The organism is Halorubrum sp. SD626R (assembly GCF_001261915.1).
GTDB lineage: Archaea > Halobacteriota > Halobacteria > Halobacteriales > Haloferacaceae > Halorubrum.
Window position 1 is genome coordinate 22681 of sequence record NZ_CVRT01000097.1, and the last position, 14067, is coordinate 36747.

Genomic DNA, 14067 nt, shown 5'->3' on the forward strand with positions numbered 1-14067 from the left:
ATGATTAACAATGTATCTGTTTGTTTCAGTTTAAACCGAGGGAATATTCGCCGTCGTGAAAGCCGCCGAACACGTCGCGTCCGCCGGTTTACTCCTCGGGGGCCACCGTTACTCTTCGAGGATCACCGTCACAGGGCGGTCGGCCGCGAGCAGCACCGACTGGGTCGTGCTCCCGAACAGCATCTTCCCGGTCGGGCTCCGACGGCGGCCGCTCATGGTGATGTTGTCGACGTCGAGCTCGGCGGCGACCTCGATGATCGTCTCCGCGGGGTCGTCGCCGTGCTCGCGCCGCCTGGTCGTCTCCACGCCGGCCTCGGCCAGCCGGTCCTCGACGGCGTCGACGCTCTCGGGGTAGTTCTCCTCGTTCCACACGTCTTCGGAGTCGACTCGCCCGCTCTCGCCGCTGACCTCGAACCCCTCGTAGACGTTGAGGATCACCGCCTCGACCTCGTCGTCGGCGTTCGGCAGCGAGGCGACGGCGTCCGCCGCGGCCAGTACGTGGTTCACGTCTCCACCGACGGGGAGCAGCACGCGGTACATATCGGCACCTAACCGAACAGCGAGTAATAAAGATGTCTGCCGGCGCCATCGATCGGGATCGCCGACCGCCTTCCCTTACCGCGTCACCGGCGCCTCGACGGTCCCGATCGACTCGACGACCGCCCGCACCTCGTCGCCGGGGTCGATCGGCGCCGCGCCGGGCGTCCCCGTGCTGAACAGGTCGCCGGGCGCTAACGTCATCACGTCGGAGTGGAACGAGACGATCTCCGCGGGCGGGAACAGCATGTTCCGGATCTCGTTTTCGGCCCGCACCTCGCCGTTGACCTCGGTCCGCACCGAGAGCGGTTCGAGGTCGAGCGGCCCCTCCGGCACCGCGAGCGCGGCGCCGGGCACGAGGAACGTGTCGTAGCTCTTCGCCCGCGTGAGGAAGCGCGGGTTCCGCTGGAGCACGTCCTCGGCCGTCATGTCGATCACGGGGAGGAACCCCGCGACCACGCTATCCACGTCGGCCTCGTCGACGTTCCGGCACGTCCGGCCCATCACGACGGCCAGCTCCGCCTCGGCGGTCACCCGCTCGCTCTGCTCGGTCGGTGGGAGCCGGATCGGCCCGCCGGGTCCAGTCAGGACCGACGACGGCTTCATGAAGCTCGCCGGCTCCTCGGGGCGCTGCTCGTCGAGGTCGCCCGCGTGTTCCTCGTAGTTCAGCCCGATCCCCCACAGCTTTCCGAACGACGCCAGGGGCGCGCCGAACGACACGTCCTCGGCCGGCACGGGGTCGGCGGTCGCGTCGGCGACGTCGCCCAGGTCGCCCGCGGCCGCTCGGGGGAGCGCGTCGCGGACGCTCTCTAGGCCCGGCTCCGCGGCGCCGAGGGGGACGTACCCCTCCTCGTCGCCGAGCAGGGGGTCGCCGGTCGCCGTGCGTGCGAGGTACTTCATCGCTCGATCGCCCCGCGTTCCGCGTTCGCTCCGTTCATCTCACTCCTCGCGGTCCGTCCAGAAGTCGAACGAGCGCCCGGGCGCGAACACGTCGAGCCCGACCGCGCGCTCGTCGCCGGTGTTCTCCACCCGATGGGTCTCGTTGGACTCCAAGAGGACGGAGTCGTTCTTCTCCAGCGTGACCTCGTCGCCCTCGGTCGCGACCGTGAGCTCGCCCTGCAGGCAGAGGCACACCTGCTCGTTCTCGTGGTCGTGCATCGGCGAGCTGTGGCCCGGCGGCTTCTCGAACCACTCGAAGGAGAACCGATCGCTGCCCGCCATCGAGACGCGCCGCCACCCCTCCTCGGGCTCGTACGTCTCCGCCTCGTCGAACGCGACCGGCCTCATAGGTTCGCTCCCGTCGAGCCGCCGTCGATCGGGAGGGCCGTCCCGTTGATGTACCCCGACTTCGGCGACGAGAGGTACGCGACGGTGTCGCCGAGCTCCATCGGGTCGCCGATGCGTTCGAGCGGGTTCTGCGCCCAGTCGTTAAGCCCCTCGTCGTAGGAGTCGTAGTCGCCGCGCTCGACGGCGGCCTCGACGAGGTCGCGGATCCGGCTCGTCTCGTGGGGGCCGGGCAGGACGGCGTTCGCGCGCACCTCCGGCGCGAACTCCTTCGAGAGCGTCTTCTCCAGCCCGATGACGCCCATCCGGACGGCGTTCGACAGCACGAGGCTGTCGATGGCCTCCTTCACGCTCCGCGAGGTGATGTTGACGATCGTGCCGCCGTCGCCCTCCTTGAGGTGGGGATACGACTCCCGCGCCAGCCGGACGACGCTCATCACGAGCAGGTCGTAGGCGTGCTGCCAGTCCTCGTCGTCGGTGTCGAGGAAGGCGCCCGAGGGCGGGCCGCCGGCGCTGGTCACGAGGTGGTCGATCGTCCCGAACTCGTCGACCGTCGTCTCGACCAGGGCCGCGACCTCGTCGGCGTCGGTCAGGTCGGCCGGCTGCGCGACGACCTCGCCCGTCGCGACCGCCTCGACCTCCTCCTCCGCGGCCGCGAGTCGCTCCTCGTCGCGGCCGTTGATGACGACGTCCGCGCCCTCTCGGGCCAGCGCCTTCGCCGATGCCTTGCCGAGTCCGCTGGACGACGCCGTGACGAGGGCCGCGTTCCCGTCGATCTGTAGGTCCATGTCTCACCCATCCCCAGTGCGGCGTGAAAACGTTTCCCTACAGGCAAGGGGACGGCCCCGTCCTCAGGCGTCCGTATCGCTCGCGTCCGGACCGTCCGCCGACTCCGTCTCGAACCCCGCCTCGCCCTCGTCGAATCCGACCGTCTCGCGGCCGACCACCCTCGCCGCCTCGGGGAGGTCGTCCACGACGGCGTCGGAGACGCGGAGCTCGCCGAGGTCCTGCGTGTTCCGGATCCAGACGATCCGGACCGTCTCGGGGTCGTAGCCGCCGAGCGCCGCCAGCGCGGTCCGGAGCGCGAACTCGTCGTCGGGCGCCACCACGGGGAGCTTCGACTTCGCGAGCGACCCGCTCGTGAGCGCGTTCGCGTACGTCTTCTTCAGGTCGAGCTGATCGACCGCGCGCTTCCGGGTGAGGTCGGCGAGCCCGATCCCGTTGCCGTTCCCCTTCGTCGCCTCCGTGAGCCCCCGCACGTAGATGAGGTCGATGTCGGGGGTCTCGGGATCGGGCGCGTTGAGGACGCGGTAGCGGCCGATCACGTTCGTGTCCATCCCGGCGCCCGAGATCTCCTTGCCGATCTCGTCGACGACGAGCAGGTCGATATCGTCGACCGGGAGCGTCGGCATCTCGTCGTAGGCGCGCTCTAACAGCTCCGGCTCGCGGTCGAGGAACGACCCGGCGGGAACGGCCTCTAGGTGACCGATCTCCTCCTCGAAGTTCTCGACGAGCGCGATCCCGCCGATCATCGGAGTCTCGCGCTCGATCACGTCGAGCGCGGCCGTCAGCGCCTCGACGTACCCCTCGGCGATCGCCGTCGAGTGAAACGACTTCGCGCCGCGCTGCTTGCCGAGCCCGACCACGGTCATCTTCGCGAGCCCGCTCTCGATCGGCCCGGTGAAGTTGGTGTGGGCCTTCACCCGATTGACGACGAGCACGGCGTCGGCCGCGAGCGCCGCCTCCGAGAAGTACACCGGCAGGTCGGCGCCGCCGACCGGGACCGTCGCCAGCCGCTCGGCGGCCATCCGGGCGTCGATCGGCGCGCCGACGGTCTCCTCGGTGATCCCGAGCGCCTCCAGCACCTCGCGCTGCCCCTCGGGGGTCGCGCCGCCGTGGCTGCCCATCGCCGGCACCACCACGGGGTCGAAGCCGCGCTCGGCGAGCCGGTCGACGACCGCCGCCGCGACCTCGTCGATCCGGTCGATCCCGCGGCTGCCGACCCCGACGGCCACGGTCGCGCCTGCGGGGAGCGCGTCGAGATCGAGGTCGTCGAGCGCCTCGCGCGCCGCTCCGACGGGGTCGTCGAGGCGCTCCGTCCGCGGCTCGTACCGCACCCGCGCGAACCCCGGGAGCGGCTGCGGGTCGATGAGCCCGTCCACGTCGGATCGGTCGGGGAACTCCATGTGGGGGCCCTCGCGCCGCCGACAGAAAAACGGCGGGTGAGCGGGTCCCGCCCGTCGCTCCGTGAGCCTTGCCGATACAGCGGTCTACTTGTATCCGTATCACGCCGCACCACCCATGGAGATCACCGAGGTCGAATCGTTCCCGATCAAGCTGCCGCTGGAGTCGCCCGTCTCCTTCTCCAACCGGACGCTCACCTACCGGGACCACGCGATCACGTACGTGCGGACGGACACCGGCCACGAGGGGGTCGGCTACTCGCTGGGGTACGAGGGGGCCGGCCTCATCGCCGACGCGGTCGAGTCGCTGCTCGAACCGATCCTCGTCGGCGAGGACCCCCGCGACACCGAGCGCCTGTGGCACGAGATGTACGAGGGGAACGTCCAGATCGGCCGGACCGGCCTCTTCTTGCGCGCCATCTCCACCGTCGACATCGCGCTCTGGGACGTGAAGGCGAAGGCCGCGGGGATGCCGCTTCACAAGCTACTCGGCGGCCACTCCGAGTCGGTGCCGTCGTACGCCAGCGGCGGCTACTACCGCGACGACAAGGGCCACGAGGCGCTCCGCGGCGAGATGCGGCGCTACCTCGACGAGGGTCACGACGTCGTGAAAATGAAGGTCGGCCGCCTGTCGGCCGACGAGGAGGCCGAGCGCGTCGCCGCGGTGCGCGACGAGATCGGTGACGAGCGCACGCTGCTGCTCGACGCCAACGGCGTTTGGGGGTCGACGACGGAAGCGCTCCGCAACTGCCGGGCGTTCGCGCCGTACGACCCATACTTCATCGAGGAGCCGGTGATGATCGACCGCGTCGACACGATGGCCGAGGTGAACGACGGGATCGACTACCCCGTCGCCACCGGCGAGCTGGAGGGGACGCGCCACAGCTTCGCCCGGCTCGCCGACACCGGCGCGGCGACGATCCTCCAGCCGGACGTGACGGTCTGCGGCGGCGTCACGGAGTGGCTGAAGATCGCGAACCACGCCTCGGCGTACGACATCCCGATCGCCCCGCACTACAACTGGAACATCCACGCCTCCCTGCTCGGGGCCATCGAGAACGGCCTCTGGGTGGAGTACTTCTACCGCGACATGGACGTGAAGGCGTTCGACGACGTCGTCGCCGATCCGGTGACGCCCGGCGACAACGGGATGATAGAGCTGCCGGACCGCCCCGGCCACGGCGTCCCCTTGGACGAGGACGCGCTGCAGCGGTTCAGAGACGACTGATCCCGACACGACCACGAGACCATCGACACAACCACACATGCGAGACTACTCAGACCAGATCGACACCCGCGACCCGGACCGAGACGTACAGATCACCGGCCTCGACGCCTGCGTCGTCGAGGGGAACTTCGAGTGGAACCTGATCAAGGTTGAGACCGACGCCGGCGTCACCGGCATCGGCGAGGCGTACCGCGGCGGCGGCGTCCCGGAGCTCGTCGAGTACACGAACCGGTTCCTCGTCGGTGAGAACCCGCTCGACGTCGAGCGGCTGGTCCGGTACATCTTCCAGGAGATGTCGGGGCACGGCGGCACGACCGGGAAGGTCGTCACGGCGGCCTCCGGCATCGAGATCGCGCTGTTGGACGCCGCCGGGAAGATCCTCGGGCTCCCCGTCTACCAGCTGCTCGGCTCGAAGTACCGCGACGAGGTCCGGCTCTACTGCGACTGCCACGCCGGCGAGGCGTACGCGGTCGAGGACGGCGCGACCGACTACGCCGGGGCCGAGGCGTACACGCCCGAGGCGTACGCCGCCGAGGCCGCCCGCGTCACCGACATGGGATTCGAGGCGCTGAAGTTCGACCTCGACCTCCCGGCCGACAACGAGAACGACCCGTACAACGGGCGCCTGACGAACGCCGCGATCCGCGAGAAGAAGGAGATCGTCGCGGCCGTGCGCGAGGAGATCGGCTACGACGTCGACCTCGCGTTCGACTGCCACTGGGACTACTCCGTCGAGAGCGCGAAGCGGCTCGCCCACGAGTTAGAGGAGTTCGACCTGATGTGGTTGGAGGACCTGATCCCGCCGGAGAACATGGACGCACAGAAGGAGGTGACGAGGGCGACCCGGACGCCGGTCGCGACGGGCGAGAACCGCTTCCGCGTCTTCGAGCTGTCGGACCTGATCTACGAGCACGGCGTCGACGTCGTCACCCCCGACCCGGCCACGGTCGGCGGGCTCACGGAGACGATGCGGATCGCAGACCGCGCGGAGGAGAACTACATGCCGATGTCCCCGCACAACGTCTGTAGCCCGGTCGGGACGATGGCCTGCGTCCACCTCGGCGCGGCCACCCCGAACTTCGACCTGCTGGAGTACCACGCGCTGGAGGTCGACTGGTGGGACGACCTGCTCGCGCGCGACGAGCCGCTGATCGAGGACGGCCGCATCGAGGTCCCCGAGGCGCCCGGGCTCGGGATCGAACTCGACGAGTCGGTCGTCGAGGAACACCTGCTCGACGGGACCGACGGCTTCTGAGGCCGGAGTCTCGGAGGCGCCTCGGCGTGCGGTTTCGGCGCCTCGAACGGCGAGCGTACACTTATTTATTCCTGGCATCGGTAGCGGTCGTATGCTCGATTACTTCGATATGGAGTCGACCCTCTCCCAGGAGGAGCGCCTGCTCGTCGACTCCGCCCGGTCGTTCATCGACGGCGAGGTCGACGACGTGGGCGACCACTGGATCGACGGCACGTTCCCCACGGAGCTCATCCCGAAGATGGGCGAGATGGGATTCTACGCGCCGAACCTCGACGGGTACGGCCTGCCGAACGTCAGCGAGCGGGCCTACGGCCTGCTGATGCGCGAGCTGGAGGCGTGCGACTCCGGGCTCCGATCGATGGCGAGCGTGCAGGGCGCGCTGGTGATGTACCCGATCCACGCGTTCGGCAGCGACGAACAGAAGGAGGAGTGGCTCCCGAGGCTCGGCGCCGGCGAGGCCGTCGGCTGCTTCGGGCTCACGGAGCCGGAGCACGGGTCGAACCCCTCCGCGATGGAGACGCGCGCCGAGGCTGCCGGCGGGCGCGCGGGCGACGGCTACGTGCTCAACGGCTCGAAGACGTGGATCACGAACTCCCCGATCGCGGACGTCGCCGTCGTCTGGGCGAAGGACCACACCGAGGACGGGGACCCCGTCCGCGGCTTCCTCGTCGAGACCGACCGCGACGGGGTCACGACGAACGAGATCGACGAGAAGCTCAGCCTGCGCGCGTCGATCACCGGCGAGATCGGCCTCCAGGACGTGCGCGTCCCCGCCGAGAACCGCCTCCCCGGCGTCGAGGGGATGAAGGGGCCGCTGTCGTGTCTGACTCAGGCCCGCTACGGCATCGCGTGGGGCGCGGTCGGGGCGGCGGCGGACTGCTTCGAGGTCGCCCGCGAGTACGCCACGGACCGCGAGCAGTTCGGCAAGCCGATCGGCGGCTTCCAGCTGCAACAGGAGAAGCTCGCCGAGATGGCGACGCAGATCACGCTCGCGCAGCTGCTCGCCCACCGGCTCGCCGACCTCAAGGAGGCGGGCGAGATGCGGCCGCAACACGTCTCGATGGCCAAGCGCAACAACGTCCGCACCGCCCGCGACCAGTCGCGGATCGCCCGCGAGATGCTCGGCGGCAACGGGATCACGGCCGACTACTCGCCGATGCGCCACATGGCGAACATGGAGACGGTGTACACCTACGAGGGCACTCACGACATCCACTCGCTGATCCTCGGCGAGGACCTCACCGGGCTGCAGGCGTTTCAGTAGCGCGGCTCGCCCCGTCTCTTCGACGGCCTCTCAGGCCACCTGATTCTTCAGCCCCTCGTACTCGCCGGTCTCGGCGACCCGTTCGAGGTTCTCGACGAGGATGTCCGCGCGCCGCTCCCAGTACCTCGGCGTGTGGCCGGAGACGTGCGGCGTCAGGAAGACGTTCTCGAACCCCCACAGGTCGTGGTCGCTCGGCAGCGGCTCGGGGTCGGTGACGTCGAGCGCGGCCCCGTGGAGCGCGTTCGACCGGAGCGCGTCGACGAGCGCCGGCGTGTCGATCACCCCGCCCCGCGCGACGTTGACGATGATCGCGTCCGTCGGCAGCGCGTCGAGCTCGGCCTCGCCGACCAGTCCCGCGGTCGTCTCGGTCAGCGGGCACGCGAGGACGAGCACGTCGGTCCGCGGCAGCACCTCGGGGAGGTCGTCGTAGCCGACCACCTCGTCGGTCGGCCCACCCTTCGCGACGGTGTGGCGGACCCCGACCGTGTCGGCGTCGAACCCGTGGAACCGGTCGACCACGGTCTCGCCGATGGATCCCAGTCCGACGACGGTGACGGTGCTGCCGGCGAGCTCGGTGAACGACTGGAACCGGCGCCACTCCCGGCGCTCCTGTCGGCGGCGCCCCTCGTCGAGCCGCCGCGCGAACGTCAGCACCCAGCCGAGTACGTGCTCGGCGACGTTCGGACCGTGGACCCCGGACGCGTTCGTCACCGCGACGCCGCGCTCGGCGAGCGCCTCCAGCGGGAGGTGGTCGACGCCGGCGGCGTTGCACGCGAACAGCCGGAGGTCCTCGGCGGCCGCGACCTCCCCGGCGTCGACCCGCTTGCCGGCGACGACGGTCGCCTCCCGCAGGTAGCGCTCGTGTTCCTCGGGCGTCGCCGCGAGGCGCACCTCGCGGTCCGGGAGTCGCCGTCGGAGTATCTCCGCGTAGTCGGCCGCCGGGATCCCGTGCGCGTCGTGGTCGAGCACCGCGACGTCGATGGTGGACATGGTCGGGGCGTCGCGGTGGGTCGACAAAGTACCCGGGGGTGGCGGTAGTCGGGGTGCGAGGGCCGCGCGGTGGACGGGAGCCGCCCTACTCCTCCATCCGGATCGGCGGGGACGCGCTCATCAGGAGGAGGCAGGCGACCCCGACGCCCCCGCCGAGGAGCCCGGTGCCGACCCCGACCGCGCGGACGGCCGCCTCGAACCCGAGCGGGCGGGTCGCGAGCGCGACCGCGACGCCCATGACCACCGGGGTCGCCGTCGCCGCCGCTCGCCCGCTCCCCTCGCCGAGGCTGACGAGACCCCCGCGGAGGTCCGGCGGCGGGAGCGTCGTGATGACGCTCCGGTAGATGGAGAGCACGAGCCCGAACCCGGCCCCCATGAACACGACGCCGACGGCGGCGACCCCGAGCGACGGGGCGAGGAACGTCAGCGCGAGCCCGGCGCCCATCGAGAGGTTCGTGGCAATGAGCGGGTAGAGCCGGTCGTCGAAGACGTCGGCGATCCGCCCGGCCTGCGTCGCCGCAAGCGCGTACGTGAGGCTCGCGACCGCCGCGAGCGCCCCCGCCGCCGCCGGCGTGCCGCCGAGCACGTCGACGACGAGGATCGAGTTGTACGTGAGGAAGCCGAACCACGCGACGTTCGCGCTCCCGCGCGCGACGACCATCGTCCACGCCCGCCGGTGCGCGACCAGCGCGCGCATCTCGCCGAGCTGCGCCCGGAGACCCGCCGACTCCTCGCCTCCCGTTCCGTCTCCCGCCTCGCCCCCCGCCTCGTCGAGCGGCTCCTCGAAGTACCGGTAGACGACGGCGGCGATCGGGAAGGCGACGGCGTACAGCAGGAACGGGTACTGCCACGCCATCCCGACGAGGACGCCCGCGGCCAGCGGGAACGCCGTCTGTGAGAGCCCCGAGCCGGTGAACCGGAGCCCCTGCGCGGTCGCCTCTTTCGTCCCCGCGTACAGGTCGCCGAGGCTGGTGATGATGATCGGCGTGAGCGCGGCGAAGCCGATCCCCTGGAGCGCCCGCAGGGCGAGCGCCGCGGCGAAGGTCGAGACGAAGGCGATCGCGGTGCCCGTGATCCCGAACCAGACGAGCCCGAAGAGCAGCACCGGCCGCCGCCCGTACCGGTCCGATATCACGCCCGCGATCGGGATGACCACGATGGACGGCGCGGTGAACGCCGACATCATGAGCCCGATGTTCGCCGTCGACGCGCCCAGCGGCTCGACGAGCGAGCCGAGCACCGGCGAGAGGAGCGCGGTGCCGAGCGGCGGGAGCACGTTGATGAGCAGCAGCAGCTGGAAGGGCCGTTCCCTGACGATCCCCGAGTCGGCTCCCGCCACTGACGAGAACGATACCACGGCTGGCCGCAGACGGTCGACCGAAGTAAAGATACGCCTTGGGGCAGCCCGTCGCGTCCCGGCGCGGTCGCCCGCCGAGCGACGAGGGTCCGGCCCCGGTCAGGCCGTCTCCATCTCGCGTTCGAGCTCGCGGAGCCGCTCGATTCGGTTCTCGGTCGACGGGTGCGTCGAGGCGATCTTGCCGACGAACCCCGCCTTGATCGGGATGATGAAGAACGCGTTCATCTCCGCCTCCTCGCGCAGGTCCTCCTCCGGCACGCGGTCCATCCGGCCGTCGATCGTCATCAGCGCGGACGCGAGCGCCCCGGGTTTCCCGGTGATGAGCGCGGCGCCGCGGTCGGCGGAGTACTCGCGGTACCGCGAGAGCGCGCGGATCAGCAGGAACGAGATCACCCACACGACGATCGACACGAGGATCGCGACGATGACGGGCGCGCCCTGGCGGTTGTCGCCGCTGAACAGCCACCCCCACCGCACGATGAAGAAGGCGATCGTCGAGAGGAACGAGGCGATGGTCATCACCATCACGTCGCGGTTCTTCACGTGGGCGAGCTCGTGTGCGAGCACGCCGTCGAGCTCGTCCTCGTCGAGCGCCCGGAGCAGCCCGGTCGTCACCGCGACGGTCGCGTTCTTCTTGTTCCGACCGGTCGCGAACGCGTTCGGCACCTGCGTGTCGGCGACGGCGACCGTCGGCTTCGGGAGGTCGGCCTGCTGGCTCAGGCGCTCGATCCGGCGGTGGAGGTCCGGGTACTCGTCGGCGCTCACCTCGCGGGCGCCCATGCTCCGCAGGGCGAGCTTGTCGCTGAAGAAGTACTGCGCGAGCGAGAACATCCCGAACATCGCGAGCGTGAAGATGATCCCGACGTTGAACACCTGGATCAGGACGCCGATGAACACGACGTAGAGGGCGAAGAGCAGAAACATCGTGAACCCCATCCGTCCGCGGAGTCCCCAGTCGGTCTTCCATTCCATACCCGAGTTTTACCGTTCGCCGGATTAAAGCCTGCCGGGGTTCCGAGAGCGCCGCCGAACGCTCGCGATCGTCCGACGACGGTGCGCTTTTGCCTCGCCCCGGCAACCCGCACGCATGGAGACTGTCCTCGTCACCGGCGGCCGCGGCGCCTCCGGGCGCTGGGTCGTCGACCGACTCGCCGGCGACTACGAGGTCGTCGTCGTCGACTACGAGCACCCGGACCTCGACGCCGACCCGGCCCCGAACGTCTCGTTCCGCGCCGCCGACCTCGCCGACCGCGGCGAGGCGCTCGACCTCGTCCACGCCGTCGACCCCGACGCCGTCGTCCACTGGGCGGCGATCCCAGTCGCGGGTACCCACCCCGACGGCCGGGTGTTCGAGACGAACGTCCACGCCGCGAAGAACGTCCTCGACGCTGCGGGCCGCGCCGACGCGCGGATCGTCCAAGCCTCCAGCGACGGCGCCTACGGCTTCTTCTTCGCCGATCCGACGCCGTTCCCCGACGAGCTCCCGGTCACCGAGGAACATCCGCTCCGGCCCGAGGACCCCTACGGGCTCTCGAAGGTGACGGCGGAGGCGGCCGCCGGCGCGGTCGCGCGCCGCGAGGGCGTCCCGGCGGTCTCGATCCGTCCGTCGTGGATCCAGTACCCCGGCGCGTACGCCTGTCGGAGCGACGAGTACGTCGGCGACCTCGACGCCGGCGCCGGCAACTTCTGGTCGTACGTCGACGCCCGCGACGTCGCCGACCTCGTCGCCGCCGCGCTCGCGGGGACGGCGGGGACGGCGGGGTCGGACCCGGCCGTGGCGCCCGGATCCTACGAGGCCGTCAACTGCGTCGCCGCCGACAACGCGCTCGGTCGCCCCCTGCTCGACCTCCTGCGCGAGTCGTACGGCGAGGTCCCCGACGACTGCGCCGTCGACCCGTGCGCGCTCGCCGAGGGCGACGACCGGGGCGCGTACGCGATTAAAAAGGCCGAGCGGCTGTTCGGGTGGGCGCCGAGCCGGTCGTGGCGCGAGGCGGCCGACGAGGACGTTCGCGAACCCGTCCTCTTCGAGTAACTGCCTCGCGGTGGCGCGCGCCTCCGAGTGGCCGCCCCCGGCGGCCACGAGGTGCGCGTGCGAGGGACGCGGCGACCGAAGCGAAGCGGAGGGAGCCGCGAGGCTGGGGAGGGGTGAGGTGCGGTCGCTGTGCGGGGCGGGAATAAAATGGGCAGCCGCGAGGGCGACGTAGGCGACCAAAGCACCGCAGGGAGCGAACGAAGTGAGCGACTGAGGAGCGTGGTTCGAGAGAGCAAAGCTCTCTCGTCATCACGAGACGCCGAAGGCGTCTCGAACGACAGCGAGCGTCGACCGGTCGCGAACGCGTTCGGCACCTGCGTGTCGGCGACGGCGACCGTCGGCTTCGGGAGGTCGGCCTGCTGGCTCAGGCGCTCGATCCGGCGGTGGAGGTCCGGGTACTCGTCGGCGCTCACCTCGCGGGCGCCCATGCTCCGCAGGGCGAGCTTGTCGCTGAAGAAGTACTGCGCGAGCGAGAACATCCCGAACATCGCGAGCGTGAAGATGATCCCGACGTTGAACACCTGGATCAGGACGCCGATGAACACGACGTAGAGGGCGAAGAGCAGAAACATCGTGAACCCCATCCGTCCGCGGAGTCCCCAGTCGGTCTTCCATTCCATACCCGAGTTTTACCGTTCGCCGGATTAAAGCCTGCCGGGGTTCCGAGAGCGCCGCCGAACGCTCGCGATCGTCCGACGACGGTGCGCTTTTGCCTCGCCCCGGCAACCCGCACGCATGGAGACTGTCCTCGTCACCGGCGGCCGCGGCGCCTCCGGGCGCTGGGTCGTCGACCGACTCGCCGGCGACTACGAGGTCGTCGTCGTCGACTACGAGCACCCGGACCTCGACGCCGACCCGGCCCCGAACGTCTCGTTCCGCGCCGCCGACCTCGCCGACCGCGGCGAGGCGCTCGACCTCGTCCACGCCGTCGACCCCGACGCCGTCGTCCACTGGGCGGCGATCCCAGTCGCGGGTACCCACCCCGACGGCCGGGTGTTCGAGACGAACGTCCACGCCGCGAAGAACGTCCTCGACGCTGCGGGCCGCGCCGACGCGCGGATCGTCCAAGCCTCCAGCGACGGCGCCTACGGCTTCTTCTTCGCCGATCCGACGCCGTTCCCCGACGAGCTCCCGGTCACCGAGGAACATCCGCTCCGGCCCGAGGACCCCTACGGGCTCTCGAAGGTGACGGCGGAGGCGGCCGCCGGCGCGGTCGCGCGCCGCGAGGGCGTCCCGGCGGTCTCGATCCGTCCGTCGTGGATCCAGTACCCCGGCGCGTACGCCTGTCGGAGCGACGAGTACGTCGGCGACCTCGACGCCGGCGCCGGCAACTTCTGGTCGTACGTCGACGCCCGCGACGTCGCCGACCTCGTCGCCGCCGCGCTCGCGGGGACGGCGGGGACGGCGGGGTCGGACCCGGCCGTGGCGCCCGGATCCTACGAGGCCGTCAACTGCGTCGCCGCCGACAACGCGCTCGGTCGCCCCCTGCTCGACCTCCTGCGCGAGTCGTACGGCGAGGTCCCCGACGACTGCGCCGTCGACCCGTGCGCGCTCGCCGAGGGCGACGACCGGGGCGCGTACGCGATTAAAAAGGCCGAGCGGCTGTTCGGGTGGGCGCCGAGCCGGTCGTGGCGCGAGGCGGCCGACGAGGACGTTCGCGAACCCGTCCTCTTCGAGTAACTGCCTCGCGGTGGCGCGCGCCTCCGAGTGGCCGCCCCCGGCGGCCACGAGGTGCGCGTGCGAGGGACGCGGCGACCGAAGCGAAGCGGAGGGAGCCGCGAGGCTGGGGAGGGGTGAGGTGCGGTCGCTGTGCGGGGCGGGAATAAAATGGGCAGCCGCGAGGGCGACGTAGGCGACCAAAGCACCGCAGGGAGCGAACGAAGTGAGCGACTGAGGAGCGTGGTTCGAGAGAGCAAAGCTCTCTCGTCATAAGAAGA

13 protein-coding genes and 1 pseudogene are annotated in these 14067 nt (G+C 70.6%); 5 read left to right on the plus strand and 9 right to left on the minus strand.

Going from position 1 to position 14067, the window contains the following annotated elements; translation table 11 throughout:
• Nucleotides 1-108 precede the first annotated feature (108 nt).
• From SD626R_RS10550 to SD626R_RS10570, 5 genes are all read right to left on the minus strand, one after another.
• Complete coding sequence (locus tag SD626R_RS10550) at nucleotides 109-540, minus strand: universal stress protein (protein WP_092566329.1); 432 nt, start codon at nucleotides 538-540, stop codon at nucleotides 109-111.
• Between the two features lie 75 nt (nucleotides 541-615).
• Nucleotides 616-1437: a fumarylacetoacetate hydrolase family protein gene (locus SD626R_RS10555; RefSeq protein WP_092566330.1), complete on the minus strand. Its 822-nt coding sequence runs from the start codon at nucleotides 1435-1437 to the stop codon at nucleotides 616-618.
• A 39-nt stretch (nucleotides 1438-1476) separates the two neighbouring features.
• Nucleotides 1477-1824, minus strand: a complete 348-nt coding sequence (locus SD626R_RS10560) for a cupin domain-containing protein (RefSeq protein ID WP_092566331.1) — start codon at nucleotides 1822-1824, stop codon at nucleotides 1477-1479.
• Nucleotides 1821-2609: an SDR family oxidoreductase gene (locus SD626R_RS10565; RefSeq protein WP_092566332.1), complete on the minus strand. Its 789-nt coding sequence runs from the start codon at nucleotides 2607-2609 to the stop codon at nucleotides 1821-1823. Before SD626R_RS10565 ends, SD626R_RS10560 begins: the two co-directional genes overlap by 4 nt.
• A gap of 63 nt (nucleotides 2610-2672) precedes the next feature.
• Nucleotides 2673-4007 (minus strand): nickel pincer cofactor-dependent isomerase, group 22, encoded by a 1335-nt coding sequence (locus SD626R_RS10570; protein WP_092566333.1) that lies wholly within the window; start codon nucleotides 4005-4007, stop codon nucleotides 2673-2675.
• 115 nt (nucleotides 4008-4122) lie between these two features.
• Here SD626R_RS10570 and SD626R_RS10575 point away from each other — a divergent pair, with 115 nt between their 5' ends.
• The 3 genes from SD626R_RS10575 to SD626R_RS10585 all read left to right on the plus strand — a co-directional run bounded on the left by SD626R_RS10575 (nucleotide 4123) and on the right by SD626R_RS10585 (nucleotide 7751).
• Nucleotides 4123-5232, plus strand: a complete 1110-nt coding sequence (locus SD626R_RS10575) for a mandelate racemase/muconate lactonizing enzyme family protein (RefSeq protein ID WP_092566334.1) — start codon at nucleotides 4123-4125, stop codon at nucleotides 5230-5232.
• A gap of 37 nt (nucleotides 5233-5269) precedes the next feature.
• Nucleotides 5270-6487: a mandelate racemase/muconate lactonizing enzyme family protein gene (locus tag SD626R_RS10580; protein WP_092566335.1), complete on the plus strand. Its 1218-nt coding sequence runs from the start codon at nucleotides 5270-5272 to the stop codon at nucleotides 6485-6487.
• A gap of 91 nt (nucleotides 6488-6578) precedes the next feature.
• Nucleotides 6579-7751: an acyl-CoA dehydrogenase family protein gene (locus SD626R_RS10585; protein ID WP_092566336.1), complete on the plus strand. Its 1173-nt coding sequence runs from the start codon at nucleotides 6579-6581 to the stop codon at nucleotides 7749-7751.
• 30 nt (nucleotides 7752-7781) lie between these two features.
• On the opposite strand, the gene SD626R_RS10590 is transcribed toward SD626R_RS10585, so the two are convergent.
• The 3 genes from SD626R_RS10590 to htpX all read right to left on the minus strand — a co-directional run bounded on the left by SD626R_RS10590 (nucleotide 7782) and on the right by htpX (nucleotide 11070).
• Nucleotides 7782-8741, minus strand: coding sequence for a D-2-hydroxyacid dehydrogenase (locus SD626R_RS10590; RefSeq protein WP_092566337.1), 960 nt, complete (start codon nucleotides 8739-8741; stop codon nucleotides 7782-7784).
• A gap of 85 nt (nucleotides 8742-8826) precedes the next feature.
• Nucleotides 8827-10098 (minus strand): MFS transporter, encoded by a 1272-nt coding sequence (locus SD626R_RS10595; RefSeq protein ID WP_092566338.1) that lies wholly within the window; start codon nucleotides 10096-10098, stop codon nucleotides 8827-8829.
• Between the two features lie 99 nt (nucleotides 10099-10197).
• Nucleotides 10198-11070 carry a zinc metalloprotease HtpX gene (gene htpX / locus SD626R_RS10600; protein WP_092566339.1) on the minus strand — a complete coding sequence of 291 codons (873 nt, stop codon included), beginning with the start codon at nucleotides 11068-11070 and terminating at the stop codon, nucleotides 10198-10200.
• Nucleotides 11071-11185: 115 nt separating this feature from the next.
• Here htpX and SD626R_RS10605 point away from each other — a divergent pair, with 115 nt between their 5' ends.
• The gene (locus SD626R_RS10605; RefSeq protein ID WP_092566340.1) at nucleotides 11186-12130 is read left to right on the plus strand and encodes an NAD-dependent epimerase/dehydratase family protein; all 945 of its coding nucleotides are present in this window, start codon (nucleotides 11186-11188) and stop codon (nucleotides 12128-12130) included.
• 287 nt (nucleotides 12131-12417) lie between these two features.
• Here the strand turns inward: SD626R_RS10605 and SD626R_RS17270 are convergent.
• Nucleotides 12418-12750: pseudogene (locus SD626R_RS17270) on the minus strand (M48 family metalloprotease); the annotation flags it as partial.
• 115 nt (nucleotides 12751-12865) lie between these two features.
• Between SD626R_RS17270 and SD626R_RS10615 the strand changes: the two are divergent.
• Complete coding sequence (locus SD626R_RS10615; protein ID WP_092566340.1) at nucleotides 12866-13810, plus strand: NAD-dependent epimerase/dehydratase family protein; 945 nt, start codon at nucleotides 12866-12868, stop codon at nucleotides 13808-13810.
• Nucleotides 13811-14067 lie beyond the last annotated feature (257 nt).

What these genes read in the sequence shown, in the direction of transcription:
- SD626R_RS10570 (WP_092566333.1), bottom strand. Translation starts at nt 4,007, where the DNA reads ATGGAGTTCCCCGACCGATCCGACGTGGACGGGCTCATCGACCCGCAG.
- SD626R_RS10605 (WP_092566340.1), top strand. Translation starts at nt 11,186, where the DNA reads ATGGAGACTGTCCTCGTCACCGGCGGCCGCGGCGCCTCCGGGCGCTGG.
- htpX (WP_092566339.1), bottom strand. Translation starts at nt 11,070, where the DNA reads ATGGAATGGAAGACCGACTGGGGACTCCGCGGACGGATGGGGTTCACG.
- SD626R_RS10560 (WP_092566331.1), bottom strand. Translation starts at nt 1,824, where the DNA reads ATGAGGCCGGTCGCGTTCGACGAGGCGGAGACGTACGAGCCCGAGGAG.
- SD626R_RS10590 (WP_092566337.1), bottom strand. Translation starts at nt 8,741, where the DNA reads ATGTCCACCATCGACGTCGCGGTGCTCGACCACGACGCGCACGGGATC.
- SD626R_RS10550 (WP_092566329.1), bottom strand. Translation starts at nt 540, where the DNA reads ATGTACCGCGTGCTGCTCCCCGTCGGTGGAGACGTGAACCACGTACTG.
- SD626R_RS10580 (WP_092566335.1), top strand. Translation starts at nt 5,270, where the DNA reads ATGCGAGACTACTCAGACCAGATCGACACCCGCGACCCGGACCGAGAC.
- SD626R_RS10615 (WP_092566340.1), top strand. Translation starts at nt 12,866, where the DNA reads ATGGAGACTGTCCTCGTCACCGGCGGCCGCGGCGCCTCCGGGCGCTGG.
- SD626R_RS10585 (WP_092566336.1), top strand. Translation starts at nt 6,579, where the DNA reads ATGCTCGATTACTTCGATATGGAGTCGACCCTCTCCCAGGAGGAGCGC.
- SD626R_RS10565 (WP_092566332.1), bottom strand. Translation starts at nt 2,609, where the DNA reads ATGGACCTACAGATCGACGGGAACGCGGCCCTCGTCACGGCGTCGTCC.
- SD626R_RS10575 (WP_092566334.1), top strand. Translation starts at nt 4,123, where the DNA reads ATGGAGATCACCGAGGTCGAATCGTTCCCGATCAAGCTGCCGCTGGAG.
- SD626R_RS10555 (WP_092566330.1), bottom strand. Translation starts at nt 1,437, where the DNA reads ATGAAGTACCTCGCACGCACGGCGACCGGCGACCCCCTGCTCGGCGAC.